Origin of the sequence: Actinoplanes sp. G11-F43, from assembly GCF_050589265.1 — a bacterium.
In the GTDB taxonomy this organism is placed as follows: domain Bacteria; phylum Actinomycetota; class Actinomycetes; order Mycobacteriales; family Micromonosporaceae; genus Actinoplanes.
On the sequence record NZ_JBNZCE010000042.1, the window covers coordinates 255209 to 278795 of the forward strand.

The following is a 23587-nucleotide window of genomic DNA, read 5'->3' on the forward strand; positions in this document are numbered from 1 at the left end:
TGAATTACGAGTGACCGCCCTCACAGGAATGGTCACGTGAGCCTCGTCGCCCCTGTGCCTCGGCAGCCTGTGTCCGGCGTATCTTCGGGGTGTGACTATTGCTCCCGAGGGCCGCCGCATGCTGCGCATCGAGGCGCGCAACGCCGAGACTCCCATCGAGCGCAAGCCGCCGTGGATCAAGGTCAAGGCGAAGATGGGACCTGAATACACGGAGATGCGCGGCCGGGTGCAGAAAGAGGGTTTGCACACGGTCTGTCAGGAGGCCGGGTGTCCCAACATCTACGAGTGTTGGGAAGACCGCGAGGCCACCTTCCTCATCGGCGGTGATCAGTGCACCCGCCGCTGTGACTTCTGCCAGATCGACACCGGCAAGCCGGCCGAGTTCGACGCCGACGAGCCACGCCGCGTCGGCGAGTCCGTCGCCACCATGGGTCTGCGCTACGCCACCGTCACCGGCGTCGCCCGCGACGACCTGCCCGACGGCGGTGCCTGGCTGTATGCGGAGACCGTCCGCCAGATCCACAAGCTGCTCCCCGACTGCGGTGTCGAGCTGCTGATCCCCGACTTCAACGCCGACCCGGCCCAGCTGGCCGAGGTGTTCGGCGCGGCGCCCGAGGTGCTGGCCCACAACGTGGAGACGGTGCCGCGCATCTTCAAGCGGATCCGGCCCGGCTTCCGGTACGAGAGGTCCCTCGACGTGATCACCCAGGCCCGTGCGGCCGGTCTGGTCACCAAGAGCAACCTGATCCTGGGCATGGGCGAGGAGCGTTCCGAGGTCTCCGCGGCTCTGCGCGACCTGCACGCCGCCGGGTGTGAGCTGATCACCATCACGCAGTATCTCCGCCCCACCCCGCGGCACCACCCGGTCGAGCGCTGGGTGAAGCCGGAGGAGTTCGTCGAGCTCCGCGAGGAGGCCGAGCAGATCGGTTTCGCCGGCGTGATGAGCGGTCCGCTGGTCCGCTCGTCGTACCGGGCGGGTCGCCTCTACAAGCAGGCCCTCGACGCGCGAGCCTGATCGCCGCCGCTCATCCGCCGGCTGTCCGCTCCACGGAGACGACATGCCGCCGCTCACCCGCCGGCTGTCCTCCCCACGGAGATGACAGCCGGCGGTTTTGTTTCCACGGAGACGCCGGTCGGCGGTTGTGTCTCCGGTCCGGCTGGATCGACACCACTGGCTGGTGCGGGCGGGCGGTCCGTGTGCCGATCCGCGGCTCGCATCGAGCCGCAGATCGGCACACGAACTGAGCTCTACCACGGACAACACGATGCGAGCCCCGCACCGACGGGTGCGAGGCTCGGGCGGGATGAGTGGTGCGGCTACTTCCTCTTCTTGGCCTTCTTGTTCTTCTTGATCTTCTTGCCGTCGAGGCCGGTGTCCAACGAGGCCTCCTCCTCCTCGGGCAGCAGCACCGGAGAGAGCAGCTTCAGGAAGATCATGGCAAGCGGAGCCAGCCAGGCCCACCACGGCACCAGCGAGTCCGGTCCGGTCAGCATGTCGACCAGGGCGTAACTCACCTCGACTGCGGTATCCATAAACGTCTGCCTCCGGGGCCGAAAGTCTGAGGGCGAGCATGGTGCCCGCCCTCAGGAGTCGGCCTCAAGGATCGGATCCCAGTCGGGCCGCATTAGCTTTCGGCCACCCGCCCGGGACCACCGCATCCGGCCCGGCGGTCGCCGGACGGTCCGGGCCCGCGCCCACCTCGCGGGGTAGGCACGGGACCGTTTCGGTAGGCGTACCGGAAAAGGGTTAGATCAGGGTTTTCAAATGGTTTTCGACGACCGGGAGGACCTCGCTGACCGGGATGGGGCGGCCCACCTCGGCGCTGAGGGAGGTGACGGCGGCGTCGCGGATGCCGCACGGGATGAAGCGGTCGAAGTTGGTCAGGTCACAGTCGCAGTTGAGGGCGAAACCGTGCAGCGTGACGCCCCGGGAGACGCGGATGCCGATCTGGGCGATCTTGCGGTCCAGGCCGCCGTCGGTGGCCCGGACCCAGGCGCCGCTGCGGCCCTTGATGCGCTCGGCGGTGACGCCGAACTCGGCGCAGACGTCGATCAGCAGCCGCTCGGTGCGGCGCACGTAGGCGACCACGTCGACCGGGTCGGCCAGGCGCAGGATCGGGTAGCCGACCAGCTGGCCCGGACCATGCCAAGTGATCTTGCCGCCGCGGTCCACGTCGACCACCGGGGTGCCGTCGAAGGGGCGGTCGGCGGGCTCGGTGCGTTTGCCCGCGGTGAAGACGCTGGGGTGCTCCAGCAGCAGGACGGTGTCCGGCTGGGCGCCGGACACCACCGCCTCGTGCAGGCGTTTCTGCTCCTCCCAGGCCTCCCGGTAATCGACCAGGCCGGGGCGCAGGACGGTGAGAACTGAGGAAGTCACGCCCGAAGCCTAGTCCTGTTCGGGTTGGTCGACCGGGTCCACACCGGGTCGCACGCGCCACACCAGCACGTCCTGCACCGGCTCCGGCGGGCCCAGCAGATCGGTGGTCAGGCGCAGCAGCGCGTCCCGGTTGAGCATGCCGTTCGGGCCGGTCAGCGTCTCGGGCAGGAAGATCGCCTGGATCTCCCAGTAGGCCAGGTCGAGCCGGGCCTGCTGACGCTCCACATTCGTGATTTTCGGCACCTGACCCCAGCGGGCGGCCCGGTAGAACAGCCGGTCGGTGGGCCGGTCCGGCGCGCCGACCCGGCCCACCAGGTGCCGGCCGGTCTCCTCGTAGTCCTGCGGGCCGAGGAAGTACCCGGCGGGGATGCGGAACTGCGCGTCGCCGCCACGGGCCATCGTGTACGCCTGCCAGCGCATGCTGTCCACCGCCACGTCGATGGAGAGCGGCAGGGAGGTCATCACGCCGTGGTCGGTGACGTACTCCTGCCACGCGCCGCTGGAGATGAACTGCGGCTCGGGGGCCCGCTCCAGGGTCTTCAGCGGCAGCGGGGCGATCGGGGCGAGCGCCGCGACCACCGCCACACCCATCGCCATCCGGGCCGCGAGCCGCCGGGTCAGGAACTCGTCGACGAACAGTGCCAGCACGATCGCGAAGATCACCACCACGACCAGGGTGTAGCGGACCGGCAGCGCCGAGTCGAACAGCGGAGCGTCCAGCAGCAGCGCGTACGGCAGCGGGATGTGCGACTGCTCCTCACCCAGGAACCGCAGCCGCGGGCCGAGCGACAGCACGAAGAACAGCACCGCGAGGATGCTCAGGGCCCGCAGGGTGACCCGGCGTTCCGCCGACGCCCGGCGCCACAGCAGGACCAGCGCGACGATGAACAGCAGGATCAGCGGGGCGCCCAGGAACGAGGTGGCCTCGGTCGCGTTGGGGGCCAGGTCGGCGCCCCAGCCGAGCGCGCCGGCCACCGAGGGCAGCGGGAACGCCGCGTACGCCACCAGGTCCTCGGAGTAGAACCGCATCCGGAACCCGGTGCCGGAGAACTTGAGCGGGCCGTTGAAGTGCATGTAGAGCGGGTACGCCAGCAGCGTCCCGGCGACCACCGCGGTCACCCCCAGCGCCTTGAGCACCGGCGGCAGCGCGGCCCTGGTCATCCGCCGGCCGGGCGCGGACAGCCACCAGATGCCCAGGAACAGCCCACTGGCCAGGGCGGCGAAGAAGAGCGCCTCGGCGGCCACCGAGAAGCCCATCGTGCAGAGCAGGCCGAGCACGATGCCGTTGCGCAGCCAGTGGTCACGCTCGGGGAGCTTGAGCACCCACCAGGCGACGATGCCGACCATCCAGCCGGAGGTCCAGTTCAGGTGCCCGTTGGCGTGCGAGACCAGGCCGGGGGAGAAGCCGAACAGCAGCCCGCCGACCGCCGCCGCCAGCCCGCTGCGGACCAGCCAGCGGCGCAGGAAGAGGTACCAGACGAACGCCGAACCGGACAGGTTCAGGGTCAGGATGGTGACGAAGGTGATCTGCGGGCCGGCGAAATGGGTCAGCGGCGAGAACACCACGGCGTAGAACGTGCTGGACGTGTTCATCGCCAGGTTGACGCCGCGGGGCGCGTTGAGCAGCTCGGTGAAGAACGGGTTGGTCAGGTGCTGCAGCAGATAGACGCCGTAGGACAGCATCCACTCGAACTGGCCCTGATCGCTGACGTTGTCGGCCACCACGTTGCGGAAGGGCGCCCGCCAGAGCCCCTGACAGACGTAGACGGCCGCCGCCAGCGAGACGGCGGCCATGGCTAGATGAGCAGGCCATCTACGCCGGGATATCCCCTCATCTCCAGGGGTGGGCGGGGAAACGGTCGGGGCAGGCGCGGCGATCGTCACGTCGCGGAGATTATCCGTGCCCGAACTCATCGATCGATCGGGTCCACACCGGGACGGATGCGCCACAGCAGCACGTCGTCCACCTCCTCGGGCGGGCCGAGCAGATCAGTCGCGGTCACCTCGACGGCGTTGCGGAACAGCGTCATGTGGTCGCTGCCGGTGATCGTCTCGGGCAGGAAGACCGCCTCCACACCCCAGTACGCGAAGTCGGCACGAGCCTGGGCGCGGTCGGCGTTGCTCAGCTCGGTGATGTAGCCGTACATCGCGGCCCGGGTGAACAGCCAGTCGGTGGCCAGCGGCGGGGCACCGATCCGGCCGGTCTGCTGGCGACCCTCCTCGTCGTGCGACATCGGGCCGAGGAAGTAGCCGCCGGGGATCCGGAACTGCGGACCGCCACGGGCCATCGTGTACGCCTGCCAGCGCTGCCCGTCGGCTGTCACGTTCAGGGCCAGCGGCAGGGCGGTCAGTACGCCGTCCTCGGACACGTACCGCTGCCAGGTGCCGTCGGCGATGAAGTCCGGCTCGGGCGAGCGCTCCTGGTGCCGGACCGGTAGCGGGAAGATCGGCAGCAGGGCGGCCACGATCGCCGCCGCGATCCCGGTGCGCAGGTTCGGTGCTTCGATCCGCCCGTCCAGCAGCTCCTGGGTGACCAGCGCCAGCAGGATGCCGAAGACACCGACCACGACCAGGGCCAGGCGCAGCGGCAGCGCCGCGTCGAAGAGCGGCAGATGGGCCAGCGCCGCGTAGGGCAGCGGGATCGGCCACTCGACGTCCATCCAGTTGAACCGCGGACCCCACGACAGCACCATGAAAACGCCGCCGGTCACCATGATCGCCCGCAGCGTGGCCTTGCGGCCCGGCGCCGCCCGCCGCCACACCAGCACCGCGGAGACGATCATCAGGACCACCAGCGGTACGCCGAAGTAGCTGGTCTCCTCGGTCCGGTTCGGGCCCAGATCGGAGCCGAGCCCGAACAGCGCGGCCAGTGACCGGCTCGGGAACGACAGGTAGGCGGCCACGTCCTCGGCGAAGTACCGCTGGTTGTAGCCGGTGCCGGAGAACGCCTGCGGGCCGGCGAAGTGCATGTACAGCGGATAGGCCAGCAGCGCCCCGGCCACCACGGCGGCCACCCCGAGCGCCCGCAGCACCGTGCTGAACGCGGCCTTCGCCTCGGCCCGCACCGGCCCGGCCAGCGACCAGGTGATCACGAACACCCCGCTGGCCAGCGCGGTGAAGAACAGCCCCTCGGCGGCGATGGTGAAGAACGCCGCCAGCATCAGCCCGAGCACCAGGCCGTTGCGCAGCCACCGGCCCGGCTGGCGCAGCCGCAGCACCTGCCAGATCACCAGCGGGGCGACCCAGCCGGCGGTCCAGTTCAGGTGGCCGTTGGCGTGCGAGATGAAACCGGGCGCGAACGCGGCGAACATGCCGCCCAGCCCGGCCGCGACCGGGCTGCGGACCAGCCAGCGGCGCAGGAAGAGGTACCAGACGAACGCCGACCCGGCCAGATTGAGCGTGAGGATGGTCACGTAGCTGACCTGCGGGCCGGCCAGATAGGTCAACGGCGAGAACAGGATCGTGTAGACCGAGATCGACGTGTTCGCCGCCAGGTTCACACCCCACGGCACGTTCAGCAGGTCGGTGAAGAACGGGTTCGCCCCGTTCCCCAGCGTGTAGACGCCGTAACCGAGCAGCCACTCGAAGAACGCGGTGTCCCCGACGTTGTCGGAGAGCACATGGTTGTACGGATCCCGCCAGAGCCCGTTCGTCACATAGACGGCCATCCCCAGCGCGAGCAGCGCGACGGTCAGATGGGCACGCCAGAGCCGGGCACGGGGTGCCGTGGGCTCGGCGGGCGGATCGGCGGACGCGGCGGGGGCATCGGTGACGACGGACATCAGGCGGAGAGTAGCAAGAAAGCCTGGAGACTCAGGAGGTCATCGCCGGTTCGGGCGTCAGAGCGGCGGCGAGAGCGTCAGCCATCCTCGGGTACGCCCACACGAAGCCCGCACCGGACAGCACCCCGGGCAGCACCCGCTGGCTGCGCTGCGCCTCACCGGCCATCTCACCGATCACCAGATCCAGCGCCGGGCCGGGCACCTTCAGCAGCGCCGGACGGTGCAGCAGCCGGGCCAGATCACGGGTGAAGTCCTCGTTGCGCACCGGGATCGGCGACACCATGTTGACCGGGCCGGCCAGGTCCTCCCGGTTCAGCAGGAACTCGGTGGCGGCCATCCAGTCCTCCTGCGCGATCCAGGCCATCCACTGTTTCCCGCCGCCGATCCGCGCGCCCCCGCCCAGCTTGAACAGCGGCACCAACGGCTTGAGCAGCGAACCTCCGGCGTCGATGGTCGGAGCGGTGCGCAACAGCACCACACGGGTGCCGGCGTCCTCCGCCGGGTGGGCCGCGGCCTCCCACACCCGGGACAGGTCGGCCAGGAACGTGGTGCCCGCCGGGGCCTCCTCGGTGACCTCCTGCTCGCCGGTCTCGCCATACCACCCCACCCCGGAGGACTGCAGCAGCGTGCGGGGCCGCTCGCCCTCGGGCAGCCGGGCGATGGTCCGGGCGATGGTGTCGGTGGTGTCGATCCGGCTGGACCGCAACACCCTCTTGTACGCCGCCGTCCACCGCTTGTCGCCGATGTTCGCCCCGGAGAGGTTGATCACAGCATCGGCGCCGGCCAGCACCTCGGTGTCCAGGCGACCCTGCGCCGGGTCCCAGGTGGCCTCACCGGGCCGGTCGGTGGGCCGCCGGACCAGCCGGACGATCTCGTGGCCGCTCCGGCTCAGCCGGTCAGCGAGCCGGGTGCCGAGGAAGCCGGACGCACCGGACATGACGATCCGCATACCGTGATTCTTTCCCGTAGATCGGCCTTTTGAAAACAGAACGGGGGGTACGCCGCAGTGGCGTACCCCCCGTGCCCGGTGTCTTACAGGCCCAGGTCGGCCTCGAAGTGACCGCCCTCCAGGCGCTCCTTCAGCGTGCTCAGGAAGCGGGCCGCGTCGGCGCCGTCCACGATCCGGTGGTCGTAGGAGAGCGCCAGGTAGACCATCGAGCGCGGCGCGATGATCTCGCCCAGGTCCGGGTCGTTCACGATCACCGGGCGCTTGACGACCGCGCCGAGACCGAGGATGCCGACCTGCGGCTGGTTGATGATCGGGGTGTCGAAGAGCGCGCCCCGGCTGCCGGTGTTGGTCAGCGTGAAGGTGCCGCCGCCCAGCTCGTCCGGCCCGATCTTGTTGTTGCGGGTGCGGTCCGCGACATCCGCGATCCGCTTGGCCAGGCCACCCAGGTTCAGGTCACCGGCGTCCTTCAGGACCGGGACGACCAGGCCCTTCGGGGCGTCCACCGCGATGCCCAGGTGCTCGGCGCCGTGGTAGGTCACGGTGCCCGCCTCGACGTCGATCGAGGAGTTGACCACCGGGTGCTGCTGCAGCGCCTCGACCGTGGCCAGGGCGAAGAACGGCAGGAAGGTCAGCTTCACGCCGTGCTTGGCCTGGAAGTCGGCCTTCGCCTTGTTCCGCAGGTTGGCGATCTTGGTGACGTCCACCTCGACCACCGTGGTCAGCTGCGCCGAGATCTGCAGCGACTCCACCATGCGGCGGGCGATGGTCGCGCGGATCCGGGTCAGCTTCTCGGTGCGGCCACGCAGCGGGCTCGGCTCGGCCTTCGCCGGGGCGGGCTTCGCGGCCGGCTTCTCGGCGGCCGGCTTCTCCTCGGCCGGCGCCTTCGCGGCGGCGGCCTTCTCCGCGGCGTCGACGACGTCCTGCTTGCGGATCCGGCCACCGACACCGGTGCCGGTCAGGGTGGACAGGTCCACGCCCTTCTCGGCGGCCAGCTTGCGGACCAGCGGCGTGACGTAACCGGCGTCGCCGGCACCGTTCGACGCGGCGGGAGCGGGGGCCGGGGCGGGCTTCGCCGTCTCGGTGGCCTGCGGGATCTGCGGGGCCGGAGCGCTCTCCACCTTGGGCGCGGGCGCCTGCTGCGGAGCCGGGGCGGGCTCCGGCTTCTTCTCCGGCGCGGGTGCGGGCTCCGGGGCCTTCTCCGACGGCGTGCCGACGATCGCCAGGACGGCGCCGACCTCGGCGGTCTCGTCCTCGCCGATCTTGATCTCCAGCAGGGTGCCGGCGACCGGCGACGGCAGCTCGGTGTCGACCTTGTCGGTGGAGACCTCGACCAGCGGCTCGTCCGCCTCGACGGTGTCGCCGACGGCCTTCAGCCAGCGGGTGATGGTGCCCTCGGTGACGCTCTCACCCAGCGCGGGCAGCTTCACCTCGGTGCCCTCGGCGGCGCCACCCGAGGACGTGCCACCTCCGGTCTGCGGGGCCGGAGCCTCGGCCTCGACCGGCTTCTCGGTGGACGGCTCGGCCGGGGCGGGGGGCTCGGGCTCGGCCTCGGGCTCCGGTGCGGCGGCGGCCGGGGCCTCCTCGCCGTCACCGGCGATGACGGCCAGCTCGCTGCCGACCTCCGCGGTCTCGTCCTCGGCCACGACGATCTTCGACAGGATGCCCGCGGCAGGCGACGGGATCTCGGTGTCGACCTTGTCGGTGGAGACCTCGAGCAGCGGCTCGTCCGCCTCGACGCGCTCGCCCTCCTGCTTGAGCCAGCGGGTGACGGTGCCCTCGGTGACGCTCTCACCCAGCCGCGGCATGGTTACCGATGTCGGCATGTTCTCCCAAACTCCTTAACGTCAGAACGCGATCGAAATCAGCTGTGCGCGTGCAGCGGCTTGCCCGCGAGCGCGAGGAAGGCCTCGCCCAGCGCCTCGTTCTGCGTCGGGTGGGCGTGTACGAGCTGGGCGACCTCCTCGGGGAAGGCCTCCCAGTTGGTGATCAGCTGGGCCTCGCCGACGAGCTCGCCGACCCGCGCGCCGACCATGTGGACGCCGACGACCGGGCCGTCCTCGACCCGGACGAGCTTGATGAAGCCCGCGGTCTTGAGGATCTGGCTCTTGCCGTTGCCGCCCAGGTTGTAGTTGTACGTCGAGACCTTGTCGGCGCCGTACTTCTCCTTGGCCTTGGCCTCGGTGATGCCGACCGACGCGACCTCGGGGTCGGAGTAGGTGACCCGCGGGATGCCCGCCTCGTCGATGACCGCCGGGTTCTTGCCGGCGATCTCCTCGGCCACGAAGATGCCCTGCTGGAAGCCGCGGTGCGCGAGCTGCAGGCCGGGCACGATGTCGCCGACGGCGTAGATGTTGCCGACGCCGGTGTGCAGGCGCTCGTTGACGATCACGAAGCCCCGGTCCAGGGTGATGCCCTGCTGCTCGTACCCCAGGTTCGCGGTGGTCGGGCCACGGCCGACCGCGACCAGCAGGACCTCGGCCTCCAGGGTCTCGCCGCCCTGGATGGTCACCTTCACACCGTTCTCGGTCTTCTCGACCTTCTCGAACGGCTTGCCGACCTTGAAGTTGATCTTCCGCTTGCGGAAGGCGCGCTCGACCTGCTTCGAGATCTCCTCGTCCTCCGCCGCGACCAGGCGGGGCAGGGCCTCGACGATGGTCACGTCGGCGCCGAACGACTTCCACACGCTGGCGAACTCGACGCCGATGACGCCGCCGCCGAGCACGATCGCGGAGGCGGGCACCCGGTCCATCTTGAGGGCGTGCTCACTGGTCAGCACCCGCGTGCCGTCGACCTCCAGGCCGGGCAGCGAGCGGGAGTAGGAGCCGGTGGCGAGGATGACGTTGCGCCCGGTGTAGCGCTTGCCGTCCACCTCGACGGTGTCCTTGCTGACGAGCTTGCCCGCGCCCTGGACGATCGTGATGTTCTTGTTGTGCCCGAGCAGGCCGGTCAGGCCCTTGAAGAGGCGCCCGACCACACCGTCCTTGTAGGCGTTGACGCCGGCCATGTCGATCCCGACCAGGTCGGCCTTGACACCGAACTGCTCGCTCTCGCGCGTCTGGTCCGCGATCTCGGCGGCGTGCAGCAGCGCCTTCGTCGGGATGCAGCCGCGGTGCAGGCAGGTGCCGCCTAGCTCGGCCTTGTCGATCAGCGCGACCTTGAGATCGAACTGAGCGGCACGCAGCGCGGCCGCATAGCCGCCACTGCCCGCGCCGAGAATGACGATGTCGAAGGTTCCGCCGTTGGGCTGGCTCACGTTGACTCCAGTGGTCGCATCGTCTCCGGTGTGGGTCACACAATGGAAACGGTCACAGTCCCGTCGCTGACATCTTGTCACTTCTCGACCCGGTCAATGCAGCCAGGTGCCCCACGACACGTCGGTCCGACGTACCCTTGCGGGATCGAACGCGAGGAGGAGCAGTGGCTTGGTTTCGACGGCGTCCCAAGTCCGGCGGAACCGGCGGCCGGCAGGTCAACCAGGCCGATCTTGAGCATCTTACGGAATTCTTCCGCTCCCGTCGGGGAGTCGAGGCCTTCATCGAGCCGCAGACCACAGTGACCGAGACCACGCTGTTGCTTGTCGCACACGATGGTGAATGGACCCGTCGCCGGATCGGCTCACCCGATGTCGCCTGGAAGTTCGGCCATCAGCTCAGCATGCCGATCTACGACATCAAGCTGCTCGGATACCCGCAGCGGATGCGGGACTACAACGAGCGGCAGAAGCGCCGCCCNCGCCCCCGGCGTCAGGACAGACCGTCGACCACCGCGAGAAGGGTGCGCACCGGGACACCGGTGCCGCCCTTCGTCCAGTAACCGGTCGCCTCACCGGTGTGGTAGGCCGGTCCCGCGATGTCGATGTGCGCCCACTCGACCCCCTCGGCGACGAACTCGCGCAGGAAGACACCACCCTGGAGCATGTGCCCGGCCCGGTCCATGTTCGCGTTGGTCTGGCAGATGTCGGCGATGTCCGACTCCATGCCCTTGCGCACGTCGTCCGGCAGCGGCATCCGCCAGGCCGGCTCGCCGACCGCGGTCCCGGCCTTCTCCACCAGCGCGGTCGCCTCGTCCGAACCCATCAGGCCGGCGATCCGCTTGCCCAGCGCGATCACCTGCCCACCGGTCAGCGTGGACGTCTCGAACAGATAGTCGGTGCCGTCCGCACAGGCCCGCGCCATCGCGTCACCCAGCACCATCCGGCCCTCGGCGTCGGTGTTGAACACCTCCACCCGCTTGCCGTTGAACATGGTGATCACGTCGCCCGGCCGGTACGCCGACCCGGACGGCATGTTCTCCGCGATCGCCAGGTAGCCGGAGACCGCGACCTTCGGCTTCAGCGCCGCGATCGCCAGCATGGTGGCCGCCACCGAGGCCGCACCGGCCATGTCGGACTTCATCTCCCACATGCCCGCGGCCGGCTTGATGCTCACCCCGCCGGTGTCGAAGGTGATGCCCTTGCCGACCAGCGCCACCCGCTTCGGGCTGTCCACACCCTCCGGCGTGTAGGTCAGCTTGACCAGCCGCGGCGGGGCCTCCGAGCCCTGCCCGACCGCGACGATGCCGCCGTACCCGCCGGCCTTGAGCTGCTCGAAGTCGAGCACCTCGACAGCCAGGCCGGCCTCGCTCGCGGCCGCCGCCACCTGGTCGGCCAGGTTCGCCGGGCGCAGCTCGTTGGGCGGCGTGTTCACCCAGTCGCGGCTCTGCCGGACCGACCGGGCCACGATCTCGGCGCGCCGCAGCTCGGCCGCGGCCGTCTCGTCGGCGGCGTCCGGCACCTGCAGCCGCAGCTCGCCGACCGGCTCCCGGCGGCCCTTCGCGGGCTTCGACTTGTAACCGGCGAACCGGTACCCGCCGAGCAGCGCGCCCTCCAGCGTGGCTCGCAGCACCGGGGCGGCGCCGGAGTCGTCCGGCACCGGCAGCGCCAGCTCCACGGTGGCACTGCCGGCCAGCGCGCGGACCGCCGCGCCGGCACCCCGGCGCAGCGTCTCCAGCTCCGGCGCGGCACCGGTCGGCTCGGCGCCCAGGCCCACCGCGACCAGCAGCGGGGCGGCGATCGTGCCGAGCGTGGCCAGCTTGGTCACCTCACCCGCCGCGCCGGTCGCGCCGAGCAGAGCCAGCGTCGCGGTCAGCTTGCCGTCGAACGCCGCGGCGATGCTCTCCGCGCCGGCCGCGGGCAGTAGGGTGCCGTCCTCGTCGGGCTGGCTGTGCAGGCCGATGACGATGGCGTCGACCGCTGATTCGGCCGGGTCGGTGTCGACCAGGCTGAGGGTGGGCTGGGTCACTCGGACTCTCCGGGACGTCGGGGCCGGAAACACGCCTGTGGGCAAATCTCCGGCTATGGGAAGCACGTGTTGTCTCCGCGACTCTAAACCCGCCCAAGGTCACCGGTAAGTTGAGTCTCATGTCTGCCGAGCTTCTTCAGTCCCCCCTGCACGACCGCCACGCCTCCCTGGGCGCCAAGTTCGCCTCCTTCGGCGGGTGGGACATGCCCCTGGAGTACGCGGGCGGTGGCGTCCTGAAGGAGCACGCGGCGGTCCGTGAGTCGGCCGGTGTGTTCGACGTGTCGCACCTCGGCAAGGCCCGGGTCACCGGTCCCGGCGCCGCCGCCTTCGTGAACTCCTGCCTCACCAACGACCTGGGCCGGATCGAGCCCGGCAAGGCGCAGTACACGCTGTGCTGCGACGAGTCCGGCGGTGTCGTCGACGACCTGATCGCCTACCTGTACGGCGACGACCACGTCTTCCTGATCCCGAACGCCGCGAACACCGCCGAGGTGGTCCGCCGGCTCCGCGAGGCCGCGCCGGCCGGCGTCGAGGTGACCGACGAGCACCGCTCGCACGCCGTCCTGGCCGTGCAGGGCCCGCAGTCCGCCGAGCTGCTCGGCAAGCTCGGGCTGCCTGTGTCGCACGACTACATGTCGTTCGAGACCGCTGTCCTCGGCGGCACCGAGCTGATCGTCTGCCGGACCGGCTACACCGGCGAGCACGGCTACGAGCTGGTCGTCCCGTGGGACGGGGCGGCCGCGGTGTGGGACGCGATCATCGCCGCCGGGGTGCGGCCGTGCGGTCTCGGCGCCCGGGACACGCTGCGCACCGAGATGGGCTACCCGCTGCACGGCCAGGAGCTCAGCCTCGACATCAGCCCGGTCCAGGCCCGGTCCGGGTGGGCGGTGGGCTGGGGCAAGCCGGCCTTCTGGGGGCGGGCGGCCCTCCAGGCCGAGAAGACCGAGGGCCCGCGTCGCACCCTGCGGGGCCTGGAGCTGACCGGTCGCGGCATCCCCAGAGGGCACATGAGTGTGTACGCGGGGGAGAACCCGGTCGGCGAGACCACCAGCGGCACCTTCTCGCCGACGAAGAAGGTCGGGATCGCGCTGGCCCTGATCGACACCGCCGCCGGGCTGGCCGACGGTGACCTGGTCGAGATCGACATCCGGGGCCGGCGCATCGAGGCCCGCCTGGTGAAGCCCCCGTTCGTCACGCCGTCGGTCCGCTGACCGCCCCACCCGCGTGCCGCACTGCGGTCCGTTCCGCGCCGCAGATCGGCACGCGGGTGGTTGGTGCGTGACGTGTGCCGCGCTGTGGTGCGATGCGCGCCGTAAGTCGGCACGCGGGTGGTTGGTGCGTGACGTGTGCCGCGCTGTGGTGTGTTTCGCGCCGTAGGTCGGCACGCGGGTGGTTGGTGCCTGGTGTGTGCCGCGCTGTGGTGCGATGCGCGCCGTAAGTCGGCACGCGGGGTGGCCTTACCCGAGGGTTGCGGCTATCAGAGTCAGCGTTACCGCCAGCTCGACTGAAGCACCGAGGACGTCGCCGGTGATGCCGTCGAAACGGCGTACCGAATGACGGAGCAGCAGGACCACCGCGAACATGGCGGTGACGACGGCGGCCGGGCCCTGCCACGGACGGCCCGGCACCGCGGCGGCCGCCAGGACGACCGTGAACGCCGCGGCGAGCGTGACCGCCCACAGCGGCACCGTGGAGGCCACCAGGGCGCCCAAGCCCTCCGGCCGGGCCGCCGGCACCCCTCGGCGGCAGGCGACCGTGATCGCCAGCCGCCCGGCGGTCCAGGCGGCGACGAGCGCCCACGGGCCGGCCTCGGTCAGGGCGGCGGCCTGGATCAGCGTGGTGGCCACCAGCGCCACCACGCCAAACGGCCCGATGTCCGCCTTTTTCATGATTTCCAGGGCGGCGGGCCCGGACCGGTACGACCCCAGCGCGTCCACCGTGTCCGCCAGCCCGTCCAGATGCAGCCCACGGGTCAGCAACGCGCCCACCGCGACCGTCACCCCGGCCGCCACCAGCGCCGGTGACCCCAGCGCCCGCAGCCCCTCGTGCAGCCCGGCCAGCACCAGCCCGAGCAGCGCCCCGACCGCCGGCGCCACCGCCATCGCCACCGCCGCGGCGGACCGGTCCACCCGGCCCACCCGCAGCGGCAGCACGGTCAGCGTGGTGACCGCCAGCCGGATGCCGTCAAGCACCCGGGTTCGGCTCGCGGAAGTTCACCGTGTTGAAGGCCGCGGTGTTGAACGCGATGTCCGGCGCGTCCTCGTCGAGCTCGTCGTCGTCCGGATCGTCATCGTCGCCGTCCGGGTCCGCGCCGGTGTCCAGGCCGTCGTCGCCGACCTCACCCAGCAGCGCCGGATGCACCGGCGAGGCCGAGGCCAGGCCGACCGCGGTACGCAGCAGCGGCAGCACCGACAGCGCGTTCGCCCCCTCGCCCAGATCCAGGCCCACCTGCAGCACCGGCGTCAGGCCGAGCACGTCCGCGCCCTGCCGGACCAGCGCCAGCGTGCCCGCCTCGGCCAGCAGGCACCAGTGCCGGGTCTGGCTGGCCAGATCCCGGGCGACCAGCCCGGCGGCGATTCCGAGCGGGCCGTCGACGAGCACCGGCAGACGCCGGGCGGCGGCGCCGAGCAGCACACCGGTGGCGACCGCCACGTCCAGGCCGCCGATCTGGCGCAGGATGTCGGTGGCGCCGCGCGGCTCCTGCCGGATCCGGTGCAGGGCGTCCCGGATCGCCGCGCAGCGGGCCATCCAGGCCGCGTCGTCGAACCGGGCCCCGGGCACCCGCACCCGCGGCAGCGTGGCCACCGGCTCGGACCCGGTGGTGGCGGCCAGCACCGCGGTCGCCGCGGCCTCCGTCCCGGCACCGATCCCGGCCAGCACGATCACGTCCCGGCCGGCGTCGGCCGCCGCGTCGGCCAGCTTCCAGCCGTCCCGCAGCGCGGCCTCCACCTCGGCCTCCCCGGTCACCGGGCCGTCCTCCATGGCGCCACCGGCCTCGGTGCGGTGGACCGCGACGTCCGCGCCGGCCTGCGCGGCCAGCCGGCCCAGCAGACCCTCGCCGCGCTCCGCCTCGGCGATCCGGCGTTCCACATCGGCGTGGTCCACCCCGGCGACCGCCCCGCCGGTACGGGTACCGGCGACCACCACCACCCGCACCCCCGTCCAGGCGCGCGGGGTGACGGTGGCCTGGGTGGCGGCGGCGAACTCGACCGCCTCGCCCAGCGCGCCCAGCCCGCCGCCGGGCAGGTCCAGGGTGCTCAGGCGTTCCCGGGCGTCCGGGCCGGAGTCGCTGTCCGGCAGCGGCAGGTCCATGCCCGGTTTGATCTCGGTGAGCCCGGACGCCACCAGCGGCAGCATCATCGTGGACTCGCTGAGGGCGGCGTTCGGGGCGGGCTCGTCAGCGGCCACCGGGATGACCACAGTGGCCGGCTCGACCGGTGGCGGCGGGGGCGCCGGGGTGCTCGGCGTGGCCATCGCGACCGGCCGGGACATCACCACCGTCGCCTCCTCGGCGGCCGGGGCGACCGGGGTGGCCGTGCCCTTCAGCCAGGTCGGCTGCCCGGCGACGACCAGAGCCACCCCGTCACTGACGGCGGCCAGCGCCTGATTGGTGGTGCCCAGCGCGTCCGCGAACGCCCGCCCCACCGGCGTGATCGGGACCAGCGACAGCCCGACCTCCGGGCTGACGATCACGACCCGCGCGGTGGTGTCCCGGACCGCCGCGGCCAGCGCCGCCACGTCGGCCTCGTCGTCGTTGGGCTGCCGGGCCGGGTCGAGCACGGTGGCCACCCAGCCGCCGAGGTCGTCGACGAGCAGTGTGTCGTCCGGGCCGGCCGACCGGATCAGCTCGGTCAGCAGCGCCGGATCTCCGCTGACCTCCTCGGTGCTCCACGACTGTGGCCGCCGCCGTTGATGGGCCTCGATGCGTGACTGCCATTCCGGGTCGTCCTCGCCGCCGGCCGCGGTCGCCACGTAACGCACCGACGGCGCGCCGGCCACCAGGGACTCGGCGAACCCGGATTTGCCGGAGCGGATCCCACCGAGCACCAGAACCGTGTTCCACCGATCATCGGACATGCCCCGTACCTTAGAGCCGGGTCGCACGGGTGGAAGCCGTAGGGTGGAAGCCCACTGAGGTATGTGACGTGAGGGGGCGGCTCTATGCCGTGGAGTTGGCGCTACGAAGACGTCGATGGCAAGCCGGTCGACGGGCCTGCCGAGACGTTCAGCAGCCAGGCGGACGCCGAGTCGTGGATCGGTCAGGAGTGGCGGCAGCTGCAGACCTCCGGGGTCGGCACGGTCACCCTGGTCGAGGACGACCGGGTGGACTACCAGATGAGCCTCCAGCCGGCCGAGTGACAGGGCTGACGACGTGACCTACGAACCGGTCTACACCCGTACGCCTCGCAACGCCTTCGTGCCGAGCCCGGTCTTCGTCGGCATCGTCGCCGTCTTCGTGGTCAGCGGGGTGATGACCTGGAACGAGTTCGGCAACGTCGGGCTGGACGTCTTCATCTTCGTCATCACCGGCTGGCTGATCTCGCTCTGCCTGCACGAGTACGCGCATGCCGTCCTCGGTTACTTCTCCGGTGACCTGACCGTCGCCGACCGGGGCTACCTGCGGCTCAACCCGCTGAAATACACGCACCCGCTGCTGTCCATCGTGCTGCCGGTGATCGTGGTGATCCTCGGCGGCATCGGCCTGCCCGGCGGTGCGGTCTGGGTGGACCACCGGTACATCGCGAGCAAGCTGCGGCACTCGCTGATCAGCGCGGCCGGCCCGCTGACCAACGTGGTCCTGGCGATCGTCGTGGCGATCCCGTTCCTGGTCGGCCTGGCCCCGGAGCTCAGCCAGGACCCGACCGGGCGGTGGGTGGCCGACGGCGATCACATCGCGTTCTGGGCGGCTCTGGGCCTGCTCGTGTTCCTGCAGATCAGCGCGAGCATGCTGAACTTCCTGCCGATTCCCGGCCTGGACGGCGGCGGCATCATCCAGCCGTGGCTGAGCCCGGCCTACCAGCGCGCCTGGAACCTGATCGCCCCGTGGGGCTTCCTGGTGCTGTTCCTGCTGCTCTGGCAGACCGAGGTGGGCTCGTACTTCTTCACCGCCGTGGACTTCCTGGCCGGGATCCTCGGCGTCGACTGGCAGTTCTACGCGAGCGGATTCCAGCTGATGAGGTTCTGGGAGAGCTAGGTTCTGGGTGGTGGATCGCGTGGGGCTGCGGCGTGGCCCAGCCCCACGCGATCCGCCACACGGAACCTAGGGACGCTTGGCCGGGCTGGAGGTGAGCGACGGGTCGCGGGTCACGATCGGATCCACGATCTCGTCGATCGCCTTCAGCAGGGCCTCGTCCAGCTTCACCCCGGCCGCCTTCACGTTGTCGCGCNCCCCCCGCCGACCCGCCACACGGAACCTAGGGACGCTTGGCCGGGCTGGAGGTGAGCGACGGGTCGCGGGTCACGATCGGATCCACGATCTCGTCGATCGCCTTCAGCAGGGCCTCGTCCAGCTTCACCCCGGCCGCCTTCACGTTGTCGCGCACCTGCTCCGGCCGGGACGCCCCGATGATCGCCGCCGACACGTTCGGATTCTGCAGCACCCACGCCAGCGCCAGCTGGGCCATCGTCAGCCCGGCCTCAGCGGCCAGCGGCTCCAGCCGGGCCACCGTGCCCAGCACGTCGTCACCCATCCAGCGGGCGATGAACCCGGCACCCGACTTGTCGTCGGTGGCCCGCGACCCGGCCGGCGGCTCCTCCCCGGCCTTGTACTTGCCGGTCAGCACACCCTGCGCCAGCGGCGACCAGACGACCTGCCCGAGGCCCAGCTCCTGCGACGCCGGCACCACCTCGGCCTCGATCACCCGCCACAGCATCGAGTACTGGGGCTGGTTCGACACCAGCCGGATCCGCAGCTGGTCGGCGATCGGTTTGGCGGCCCGGATCTGCCCGGCCGTCCACTCCGACACCCCGATGTAGTGCGCCTTGCCGGCGTGCACCACGTCGGCGAACGCCTCCATGGTCTCCTCCAGCGGCGTGTGGTGGTCGAACCGGTGCGCCTGGTAGAGGTCGACGTGGTCGGTGCCGAGCCGGCGCAGCGAACCGTCGATCGACTCCATGATGTGCTTGCGGGACAGGCCACTCTCGTTCGGTCCCGGACCGGTCCGCCAGAAGACCTTGGTGAAGATCTCCAGGCCCTGCCGCCGTTCCCCCTTCAGGGCCCGGCCCAGCACCTCCTCGGCTCGGGTTCCGGCGTACACGTCGGCGGTGTCGAAGGTGGTTATCCCGGAGTCGAGGGCCGCGCGCACACAGGCGACCGCGGCCTCCTCCTCCACCTGCGAACCGTGGGTGATCCAGTTGCCGTAGGCGATCTCACTGACCAGTAGGCCGGAACGGCCCAGATGACGAAACTCCATGCCCCTTTATAGAACCGGCCGGGGTTCGTCCGGCAGAGCCTCCACCACCGAATCCCGATCCCGGTGGCCGATGTCGACAAGCGGCTCACCCTTGCGGTCCAGCGCACCCCACAGCCCGGCCGCGTCCCGCACCAGGAACGCCGTCGGGTGGATCACCACGGCGGCGTGCACGGTCGGCACCACCAGCTGCCCGGTCCGGTCCAGCACCCCGAACCGTTCCCCGGCGTCCACCACGGCCAGGCCCTCGTCGGTGAACCCGTCCACCGGGCCACCCACGTGCAGCGACGTCAGGAACCGCGGGAACGCCGGCGGCACCACGATCCGGCCCTGCCGGTCCACCGCGCCCCACACCCCGCCCTGCCGGACGATCGCCAGGCCACGCCGGAACGGGCGGGCGTCCTCGAAGGCGGCCGGCGGCACGATCAGCTGGTTCTCCCGGTCGATCGCGAACCAGCCGGTGTCGTCCCGCCGCACCCAGGCCAGCCCGTCGGCGAACGGTCCCGCCGACAGGTACCCGTGCGCCGACGTGATCACCAGCTCGCCGCCGGCGTCGATCAGCTCCCAGGACGGCGAGTCCGGGCGGCGTACCCAGGCCACCCCCTCGGCGAACGGCTGCGCCTCGGCGAACCGCGGCTCCACCGCCGCCGCGTACCCCCACAGCCCGGTGCCGTCGTCCAGCAGCCGCACCGGGGCCTCGTCCCGGGCCCGCGGATAGGGTCCCCAGCCGTCCTCGGTCCGCCGGGTGATCTCGTCCAGCGCCAGCTCGATCCGCTCCACCCGCTCCGGATCGTCACCGTGCCGGATGTTCAGCGCCCGCTCGAAGTGGTTCACCGCCTCCAGGAACCGCCCCTGATCGAACAGTGACCGCCCGGCCAGCTCGACGATCTCCGCCCGGGTCGACGACGGCAGCTCCACCGACTCGGCCTTCGCGTACAACTCGTCGGCCTCGTCGAACTCGCCCCGCCAGTGCAGCACGTGCGCCAGCCGCGCCTGCGCGATCGACACCGTCCGCAGCTCACCGCTGGCCTCCGCGTGGCGCAGCCCCTCCCGGCCGTCGGCGAGCGCGTCGTCCAGCTCACCGAGCACCCTCGACACCACCGCGCGCAGGCTCAGCAGGCCGGCCCGCACGTTGTCCCGCTCGGCGAACTCCAGCCGGTCGGTCAGCCGGTCGGCGAGATCCCCCAGCCGGTCCGTCTCGTCCACGGTCTCCCGCAGCGTCCGCGGATCGAACGTCCACGGATACGAGGCCAGGATCTGCTCCGGGTCGGCCCTCCGCCGGTCCTTCGGGGCGTGCTGGTCCCGGCGCTGCCGCACCGGCTCACCCACCGACGCGGGTGGCGCCTTGCGCGAGGGCGTGTCACTTCCGGTCTCCGCGTCCCCCGCTTCCACCGCTTGTCTGGGTACGTCTTCAGCAGCGTCCCCACCCCCGCCTCCCTCGGCGGCCACCGTCTCCTCAACGGCCGGGGTCGCCGCGTCCACGGTCGCGGGCGTGCCGGCCTCAGCCTGATCGTTTCCGGCCAGATCGTCAGCGGTAGGCCCGCTCAGCGCCTCAGTCGTCGCCTCAGCCTCAGTCGTCGTCTCAGCCTCAGCGGTCGCCTCAGCCTCAGCTGTCTCGTCGACCTCTGCTGTCGTCTCGACCTCAGGCGTCTCGTCAGCCTCGGCCGTGCCGATCTCCGGGTCGTCGTCCTCGGCCGCGACCGGTAGACCGGCGGCGTCCTCGGCCGGGCTGTCAGCGTCCGCGGTCTCGCCGTCCTCTACCCGGGCAGCCTCGCCATCCGGAACCGCTCCGGGCGTCACGGTCTCCCCGTGCCCGCCGAAGTCCTGCCAGTCAGCCCAGACCTTGCGCCAGTCAGCCTCGGAGAGGCCGCCCACATCCCCGTGCCCGCCGAAGCCCTGCCATTCCACCCAGGCAGCCGACCAGGCAGCCTCAGAAAGCTCATCCACCCCAGCGACCGTCTCGACCTCGGCCGCGCTTGCGGTGCCGTCCGCGCTCTCCGCGTCGTCCGCGCTCTCCGCGTCGTCCGCGCTCTCCGCGTCGTCCGGGATGCCCGTGCCAGCCGGGATCTCCGTGCCAGCCGGGATCTCCGTGCCGTCCGCGACGCCGACTGCCGAAGTCTCCGGCCGCCCGAGCGCGTCGGATACCGCTACCGACGCAGAGGATCCAACCGAGTCGAAGTCTTCATCTTCCTCGGATCCGGTTCGCGAATCGACACGCTCCCCAGCCTCACCCGCAACCACCGGGTCGCGACCTTCGCTCGAGACCTCATCCTTCTCCGCGGGCCTGAGGCCAACGATGTTCTTGGCCGCAGCGAGCGCACTGGTCCCGACCGTCGAAGGCGCGTCCTCACCCACAGACGAGCCCGCCCCCGACTCATGACCGGCCGCCTCCACGTCTACCGGCCCGGTCTCCACCGCCGCGGTCTCCACCGCCGCGGTCTCTGTCATCGGCCCGCTTTCCGCCGGTTCAGGTTCCGCCTCGACGAGGGGATCCTCCGCCGGATCGGGTCCAGCCTCGGCGAGGACATCTCCCGAATCGGCTCCTTCCGCAGCCCTCCCGGAATCCTCCGATTCGACAAGCGTCCGCACCACTGCGAGCGTCTCAACCGACCCTTGCGCAGCTTCGTCCACACCCGCTTTGCGGACCGCATCGTCCTCGCCCCGGACCGGCGCAGCGTCGTCTCCCGCTGTCTCGTCCTCGATCCGGACGGGCGCTGTCTCGGCCTCGATCCGGACGGGCGCTACCTCGGCCTCGACCTGAGCGGGCGCTACCTCGGCCGGAACCTCGTCCGCCGGGCCGGCCTCGGACGCGGCAGATCCGCTCCCGACGCTCGGCATCGCCACCACCGGAGTTTCGGTGTGTGACGCCGCAGCCGAAATCTCCGTCACCGAAAGCCCTGCGTGCGGCACCTCAACCGCAACCTCCGCATCGGCCGGCCCGGCGTGCGGCATGTCGGCGGGCTCGTATGACGCCACCGGTTCGACGTATGCCACGTCGGCCGCCTCAGTCCCCGCCTCGGCAAGCATGCGGTCGACCACGATGTATGCCGTGTCGGGTTCGCCGGACGCCGCGCCCGACGGCGGCCCGTCCTCCGTAGGCTCTTCGGCTTCAGTCTCGGCGACGGCCTTGACCCCGGTATCGGCGACGGCGATGGCCTCGGTGTCGGCGGCAGCCTCACCGACGGCGACGGTCTCGGTGACAGCGAAGGTCTCGGTATCGGCGGCGGCCTCGGCCTCAGCGACGGCGATGGCCTCGGTCTCGGTGACAGCGAAGGTCTCGGTCTCTCCGGCGGTCGGTTCGTCGGCCTCCACCGGGGCGGCGAACCATCCCAGCGGCCGCGCTTCCTCGACGGCTGGCGCCTGCTCCGCGACCTCCGCCTCGGGTTCGATCACCGGAGTCGAGCCGCCATGCCCGCTCAGCGACAGCAGCCAGCCGAGACCGTGCCCCTCGGATTCGCCACCATCGGTCTGATCCGAACCCTGACCCGACCCGACGGTCCCGCCCCCGGCCGGCCCGGTGTGGCTACCGGGCTCCGTGAGAGGCGTCCCACCGTAAGGCGTTCCCACCTGAGGCGTCTCAACCTGAGGGGTGCCCGCCTGAGGAGTTCCCGGGTGAGGCGTCTCGGCCTGCGGGGTTCCAGCTTGAGAATCGGCCGATCCACCGTCGACGGCCTGGAGCCGATCATCGGGGAACACCACCGGGGCGGTCCCGGACCGCCGCAGCCCGAACGGCCGCGTCGGGTCCTCGGGATCCGACGCGTCGTCCCGCGAACCGCTGGCCCGCCCCGCGTGCCCGAGCCGCCGTGGGTCGAGCGGACGGGTGGGGTCCTGCTCCTCGTCGTGCTCTCGCTGCCCGGAGCCCGACCCTTGGTCCGGGGAGAACGCCATCCCAACGCCGGAACCGCCACTTCCGGCCACCGGTCCGCCCCCGGCGTGCGGCCCGTCGAAGGCGGGCGCGGAGACCGGTGCGACTCCAGGCGTGGAGTGCAGATCCGCACGGGCCACTCCGGAAACCGGTGCGACCCCTGGCGTGGCGACACCGGAAACCGGTGCGGTTCCAGGCGTGGCGACGCCGGAAACCGGTGCGGTTCCAGGCGTGGCGACGCCGGAAACCGGTGCGATTCCAGGCGTGGCGACGCCGGAAACGGGTGCGACTCCAGGCGTGGCGACACCAGAGACCGGTACGACACCTGCCCCGCCACCGCCGGCGATGCCGGAGACGGGCGCGGGGTGTCCGCCCGGTGTGGCGATGCCGGAGACCGGGGCGACACCGGGTGCGGCGAGCCCGGAGACCGGAGCCGCACCGGGCGTGGCGATGCCGGAAACCGGCGCGACGCCGGGTGCGGCGTGTGGGGCCAGGCCCGCGGGACCGGACACCGGGGCGGTGTGGCCGGGGAACGGCTGGCCGGGGGCCGGGTGGCCGTGCGCCGCCGGGTTCTGGTGTGGGGTGAAGCCCGGGGGAGTGGGCGGCACGTGCGGGGCCGCCATCCCGGAGACCGGGGCCACCCCGGGTGCGCCACGGCCGGCTACGGGCTGCGGGCCGGCCGCCGGTGGGTAGACCGCGGCCGGCGGCATGACCGGCTGCTGCGGCGTGACCCGGGTCGGTTGTGCGGCCGGGCGGGATGGTGCGGGCGAGTTCCGGTCCTGGGGTGCCGGGCGCAGGTCGAACGGCGAGTCGGGACTGCGGCCCTCGCGGGGCATCCGAGCCGGGAACGCCTGAGCCGGAGCCGGGCGCGCGCCACCGTAAGTGGGCCCGGCGGGCGAGATCTGTCCCGGGCTCGGGCGCGCCC

General features: G+C 71.5%; 17 protein-coding genes and 1 pseudogene. 6 read left to right on the forward strand and 12 right to left on the reverse strand.

All coding sequences use genetic code 11. From position 1 onward, the window contains the following. Positions 1-118 precede the first annotated feature (118 nt). A complete protein-coding gene (gene lipA / locus ACQ0O7_RS37740) occupies positions 119-1015 on the forward strand; it encodes a lipoyl synthase (protein ID WP_430789895.1) in 897 nt (298 codons plus the stop codon). Between the two features lie 302 nt (positions 1016-1317). Here the strand turns inward: lipA and ACQ0O7_RS37745 are convergent, their stop codons facing one another. The 7 genes from ACQ0O7_RS37745 to lpdA form a co-directional block, all read right to left on the reverse strand. Next, the gene (locus ACQ0O7_RS37745) at positions 1318-1533 is read right to left on the reverse strand and encodes a hypothetical protein (protein ID WP_430789833.1); all 216 of its coding nucleotides are present in this window, start codon (positions 1531-1533) and stop codon (positions 1318-1320) included. Positions 1534-1747: 214 nt separating this feature from the next. After that, a complete protein-coding gene (lipB, locus tag ACQ0O7_RS37750) occupies positions 1748-2377 on the reverse strand; it encodes a lipoyl(octanoyl) transferase LipB (RefSeq protein WP_430789835.1) in 630 nt (209 codons plus the stop codon). Between the two features lie 9 nt (positions 2378-2386). Next, on the reverse strand, positions 2387-4171 hold the full coding sequence (locus ACQ0O7_RS37755) for a DUF2079 domain-containing protein (RefSeq protein WP_430789837.1): 1785 nt from the start codon (positions 4169-4171) through the stop codon (positions 2387-2389). 116 nt (positions 4172-4287) lie between these two features. Beyond that, positions 4288-6159 (reverse strand): DUF2079 domain-containing protein, encoded by a 1872-nt coding sequence (locus ACQ0O7_RS37760; protein ID WP_430789839.1) that lies wholly within the window; start codon positions 6157-6159, stop codon positions 4288-4290. A gap of 31 nt (positions 6160-6190) precedes the next feature. Then, entirely contained in the window at positions 6191-7108 is a 918-nt protein-coding gene (locus ACQ0O7_RS37765; protein WP_430789841.1) for a TIGR01777 family oxidoreductase, read from the reverse strand. An 83-nt stretch (positions 7109-7191) separates the two neighbouring features. Then, complete coding sequence (gene sucB / locus ACQ0O7_RS37770) at positions 7192-8931, reverse strand: 2-oxoglutarate dehydrogenase, E2 component, dihydrolipoamide succinyltransferase (RefSeq protein WP_430789843.1); 1740 nt, start codon at positions 8929-8931, stop codon at positions 7192-7194. A gap of 38 nt (positions 8932-8969) precedes the next feature. Next, on the reverse strand, positions 8970-10361 hold the full coding sequence (lpdA, locus tag ACQ0O7_RS37775) for a dihydrolipoyl dehydrogenase (RefSeq protein ID WP_430789845.1): 1392 nt from the start codon (positions 10359-10361) through the stop codon (positions 8970-8972). Positions 10362-10525: 164 nt separating this feature from the next. Between lpdA and ACQ0O7_RS37780 the strand changes: the two are divergent. Further along, a pseudogene (locus tag ACQ0O7_RS37780) lies at positions 10526-10837 on the forward strand (hypothetical protein); the annotation flags it as partial. A gap of 14 nt (positions 10838-10851) precedes the next feature. Here the strand turns inward: ACQ0O7_RS37780 and ACQ0O7_RS37785 are convergent. Further along, the gene (locus tag ACQ0O7_RS37785; protein WP_430789847.1) at positions 10852-12387 is read right to left on the reverse strand and encodes a leucyl aminopeptidase; all 1536 of its coding nucleotides are present in this window, start codon (positions 12385-12387) and stop codon (positions 10852-10854) included. Between the two features lie 119 nt (positions 12388-12506). Here ACQ0O7_RS37785 and gcvT point away from each other — a divergent pair, with 119 nt between their 5' ends. After that, positions 12507-13598: a glycine cleavage system aminomethyltransferase GcvT gene (gene gcvT / locus ACQ0O7_RS37790; RefSeq protein ID WP_430789849.1), complete on the forward strand. Its 1092-nt coding sequence runs from the start codon at positions 12507-12509 to the stop codon at positions 13596-13598. 246 nt (positions 13599-13844) lie between these two features. Here the strand turns inward: gcvT and ACQ0O7_RS37795 are convergent, their stop codons facing one another. Next, positions 13845-14579: an adenosylcobinamide-GDP ribazoletransferase gene (locus tag ACQ0O7_RS37795; protein ID WP_430789851.1), complete on the reverse strand. Its 735-nt coding sequence runs from the start codon at positions 14577-14579 to the stop codon at positions 13845-13847. Further along, positions 14572-16464, reverse strand: a complete 1893-nt coding sequence (locus ACQ0O7_RS37800; protein WP_430789853.1) for a bifunctional adenosylcobinamide kinase/adenosylcobinamide-phosphate guanylyltransferase — start codon at positions 16462-16464, stop codon at positions 14572-14574. Before ACQ0O7_RS37800 ends, ACQ0O7_RS37795 begins: the two co-directional genes overlap by 8 nt. An 84-nt stretch (positions 16465-16548) precedes the next feature. Here ACQ0O7_RS37800 and ACQ0O7_RS37805 point away from each other — a divergent pair, with 84 nt between their 5' ends. Then, the gene (locus ACQ0O7_RS37805) at positions 16549-16746 is read left to right on the forward strand and encodes a hypothetical protein (protein WP_430789855.1); all 198 of its coding nucleotides are present in this window, start codon (positions 16549-16551) and stop codon (positions 16744-16746) included. Positions 16747-16759: 13 nt separating this feature from the next. Continuing rightward, positions 16760-17581 (forward strand): site-2 protease family protein, encoded by an 822-nt coding sequence (locus ACQ0O7_RS37810; protein WP_430789857.1) that lies wholly within the window; start codon positions 16760-16762, stop codon positions 17579-17581. A 220-nt stretch (positions 17582-17801) separates the two neighbouring features. On the opposite strand, the gene ACQ0O7_RS37815 is transcribed toward ACQ0O7_RS37810, so the two are convergent. Both ACQ0O7_RS37815 and ACQ0O7_RS37820 read right to left on the reverse strand, forming a co-directional pair. Continuing rightward, the gene (locus ACQ0O7_RS37815) at positions 17802-18800 is read right to left on the reverse strand and encodes an aldo/keto reductase family protein (protein WP_430789859.1); all 999 of its coding nucleotides are present in this window, start codon (positions 18798-18800) and stop codon (positions 17802-17804) included. 6 nt (positions 18801-18806) lie between these two features. Next, on the reverse strand, positions 18807-20744 hold the full coding sequence (locus ACQ0O7_RS37820; RefSeq protein ID WP_430789861.1) for a WG repeat-containing protein: 1938 nt from the start codon (positions 20742-20744) through the stop codon (positions 18807-18809). A gap of 666 nt (positions 20745-21410) precedes the next feature. On the opposite strand from ACQ0O7_RS37820, the gene ACQ0O7_RS37825 reads away from it, so the two are divergent. Next, a complete protein-coding gene (locus tag ACQ0O7_RS37825) occupies positions 21411-21662 on the forward strand; it encodes a hypothetical protein (RefSeq protein ID WP_430789863.1) in 252 nt (83 codons plus the stop codon). The last annotated feature ends 1925 nt before the right edge of the window (positions 21663-23587 follow it).